Here is a 3,502-nt window from a genome sequence, read left to right on the forward strand (position 1 = left end):
ATTACCAGATTCGTGCCAAATTGAACAAGAAGGATGGAAAGAAGATTTCAAATGATCCGAACAAAGGGTTTGTGACTGGGATTGCCTCGGCTATCTATGCGTTGGATAAGGAGGCATCGTTCGTGGTTGCCGAACATGGCGTGGATACGAGCAAGATGTGCAAACGTTCTGACAAATTCTGGTACGCGAACAACCGATATGACTTGCGTCTAGAAGGAAGTGACCTAAGTACGATGGGCGCGAACGCAGTCGCCGTGTACTGGACGTTTGAAACGCAAAGCGAGAAGTCGTCTACGATTCTCTTTCAGAACTGCATGGAGATGGCAGGAAAGAGCGTACTCTACCACAATCACAGCAGCTCGGCGCGCAGCTACTTTGTGGACAGCAAACAAGAAAATCATGCCGTTCCGAAGGACGTCACTATTCCAGACCTTGTTCTGGCCGACCATACCAACCAAAAAATGTATATCTGCGAAGGAAAAATCAAAAAAGATATTCTGATGGGCGTTCGTCAACTGGACAACCTCACAAAATTTATTGAATACGTTCAACCTCTGTATCCTTCTTACACGATTGAGAAGGGCCTGTGTGTATACGTTCCGAAACTCGATGACCTAACTGCTATTCAACCCACTCTCTCTTATCCGATTTGGTTCGGACTCGATTCGCAAGGAAACTATACCATCAATTTGTAATTCAAGCATTCTTTAGTCGCTCTATTCCTATTTGATAGTATTTTTCTTCTTTTTCATAACCTACATAGGTTCTGCCAGTCTGAACGGCCGCTACCGCTGTTGTACCTGAACCCATACAGGAATCAAGAACAATATCACCTTGATTTGTATAAGTGCGAATCAAGTATTTACATAGTTCAATAGGCTTTTGAGTAGGGTGTTCTGCTTTTCCTTCACTTCCAAACTCAAGAATGCTACGAGGATAGTTGGTGACAGTTTGGACATAGTCGCTCTGTGTAGCACGTCCTTCACGGTGAGAGGTTGTTCCTGTTTTTCCTTTCATTGTTTTATTACACTCTGTAGTACCTTGAGGGTTATAAGTCATACGTGGATTTCCGTTTTTGGTCACTTTTCCATAACTAAATACAAGAATGTCTTCGTGTTCGCAAAGGAATCGATAAGGGGCTTGTGCAAAGTTTCCTGTCTTGGTTTTCTTCCATACAAGGGAGTATTTGAACATTTCATAGTTGCTACTAACTAGCATGCTACTGAACGGTTGTTGACCAAAGAGGACAATTGCGCCAGTTGGCTTGATAAGCCGTTTATATTGTTCCCATAGCTCTTTCAATGGAATAATACTATCCCATTTACACTCGGTAAGGCCATATGGAAGATCGGTCAAGATGAGATCAATCGATTTTTCAGGAAGGGCTTTCATACCAACAATACAGTCTGAGTGAAAGATGGTATTATGCCATGTAGGTAGAGGCAGATTGATAGGGATAGATACAGGTTGGTCAGGGACAATAATCACGTTTTTGCTAGGAGCATTTGTTTTATTCAGAGTAAAGATGTATTCTACTATGTCTGAACCCTTTCCTTTCACTCGATTGTACCGTTCGTATGGAATGTCCTCGCATTGTACCGTGCCATATTTACTCATTATTTCTATGATTTTATCTTTGGAAAGGTGTCCCTCGTTATTGTAACTCATTACAACGAAACTAGCATTTGTAAGACGAAGAAGAGTGTCGAGTTCATTTTCTACTTTCGATGCAACACAGAAATTAGATTTCGTATCACTCCAATCACGAAGGCCTGTAACTCCTTTGACTTCGGGTTTATCATTTCGAACAATTGTTTCTAGGACATGATAGTAGTTTCCATACTGACGTTCGTTGTAAGGAGGGTCAAGATATAGGATATCACACTGATGATTTGAAAGAACCGTCGACACGTCGGCATTTAATACGACGCCGTTTGTAGTTAAGGGAAATGGATTAAAGAGTGACAATGGCTTTTCGGAACGAACGTCCCATTTTTTATTGAATGCGCCATACGTACCTGCAGTATTGCTTACACGACTGACAGCAACAATAAGACAGCCGACAAGAAAGTCGTGTTCCAATGGTGTGATATGTGAAGTAGATAACCATTGTTCAATCTGATTGCGAATGGCGTCAATCTTTCTGCCGTTATTTTCGGTAAAGTACATGCGATTACCAACAGGAGTGTACGTTTGGGTGATATAATCACCCTGTCCTTCTAGTGTATTGAGACGTAGCAAGATATCATCAATCGGAGTCATAGACTCTCCAATGATATGCTTGAATGACAGATCCTTGATTGTAATTCCAATAAGGCACTTGGTAAGGACAGAAGAGAATGATAGAATATCACAAGCAATCACATTGTACCCTTTTGATGCGAAATGAGAAGACACTGTACCTGTTCCACAAAAGGCATCGAATAGAACGCATGTTTCCTTGCCAATCTCTTGATAGCAAGCATTAATACTTTTATCGAGAAATTCGAGAAGTTTTTGTTTACAGCCAAGATATCGAATGGTTACAATAGGTGTATTTTTTTTTACATCGCCAGATAGAAGCTCAATGAGCTGGTTCTTTTTTTTTCCACTGTATGAATTGATTTTTTTATATTTACACAGTGTAATAAGTTCCTCGCGTGTTTTTTTGGATAAATCTGTATCATCGATTGGTACAGGGACAGGTGAAGGGGGAGATGTAGAAGAGGCTTCTTGGATATTCTGTTCAGCAACTGTTTCAAGTGTATTTTTCTTGCATGGACGTTTACGTTTGTTATGATTGTCAAGACGGCACTTTTGCGCAAACACTTTTTGACAATTGTCACAACGATGTGTAACCATGGAGTTCTATTTATGGTATGATTCAGCAATTTAAGCTAAATCAGTAACGTTAACTAATTCGTTAACAAACCTAATTGTCAATTTTATGATTTTTGCCATGCATATTATAAAAAAATTGAAGCCGCATACGATTGTAAAAGAAGTCACACTCGCCCTCAAATCCACGCTATCATGTCCCACCACTACCCGACCCGCTTCCAACTTAAGAAGGCGCAAGAGCAGCCGCTTCAAGCTACCATGACGCGCCGCTACCCGACCCGTTTCCAACTGGAAAAGGCGCAAAAAGCGCAAGCGCAGCCACTCCAAGCACCGACGTGCCACACAGCGCAAGAACAGCCGCGCCAATCAGTGGCAAGCCAAACAGACGTGGTACAAGACGAACTGAATTTGATGAAGCAACAAGAAGATGCCTCCAGGATTGTGAATTACTTTCTCGCTCGCGCGAGAGAGAGCAACTCCTTCTTGGACAAGATGGCGGAAACGATCAAACTGTTCGAGTATTTGTACGAACACCCAGTCCTACTCACGACCCACCTCCGCTTCAAAGATATCGTGTGGCACAAGATGGCTCAGTTGGACAGTGAGTTGACCAATGCGCTGATGTGTATTCCTTCCACGCTTGATATTGATCTGTACGTCCTCACCACTCGAACAAACATCG

At 42.0% G+C, this 3,502-nt stretch carries 3 protein-coding genes; 2 read left to right on the plus strand and 1 reads right to left on the minus strand.

Annotated elements, in window-relative coordinates; all coding sequences use genetic code 11:
• Positions 1 to 695: hypothetical protein (locus ACIQ1E_RS14215; RefSeq protein ID WP_396172033.1), on the plus strand; the 695-nt coding region annotated here is incomplete at its 5' end.
• A 1-nt stretch (position 696) separates the two neighbouring features.
• On the opposite strand, the gene ACIQ1E_RS14220 is transcribed toward ACIQ1E_RS14215, so the two are convergent.
• Positions 697 to 2,841, minus strand: coding sequence for a DNA adenine methylase (locus tag ACIQ1E_RS14220; protein ID WP_396172034.1), 2,145 nt, complete (start codon positions 2,839 to 2,841; stop codon positions 697 to 699).
• 171 nt (positions 2,842 to 3,012) lie between these two features.
• Here ACIQ1E_RS14220 and ACIQ1E_RS14225 point away from each other — a divergent pair.
• A partial coding sequence (locus ACIQ1E_RS14225) for a hypothetical protein (protein ID WP_396172036.1) occupies positions 3,013 to 3,502 on the plus strand: 490 nt, incomplete at its 3' end.

The organism is Flavobacterium sp., assembly GCF_044348915.1.
In the GTDB taxonomy this organism is placed as follows: domain Bacteria; phylum Bacteroidota; class Bacteroidia; order Flavobacteriales; family Flavobacteriaceae; genus Flavobacterium.

Bases quoted from the DNA above. Each gene is read 5' to 3' on its own strand.
- ACIQ1E_RS14220 (WP_396172034.1), bottom strand. From the start codon at position 2,841: ATGGTTACACATCGTTGTGACAATTGTCAAAAAGTGTTTGCGCAAAAG.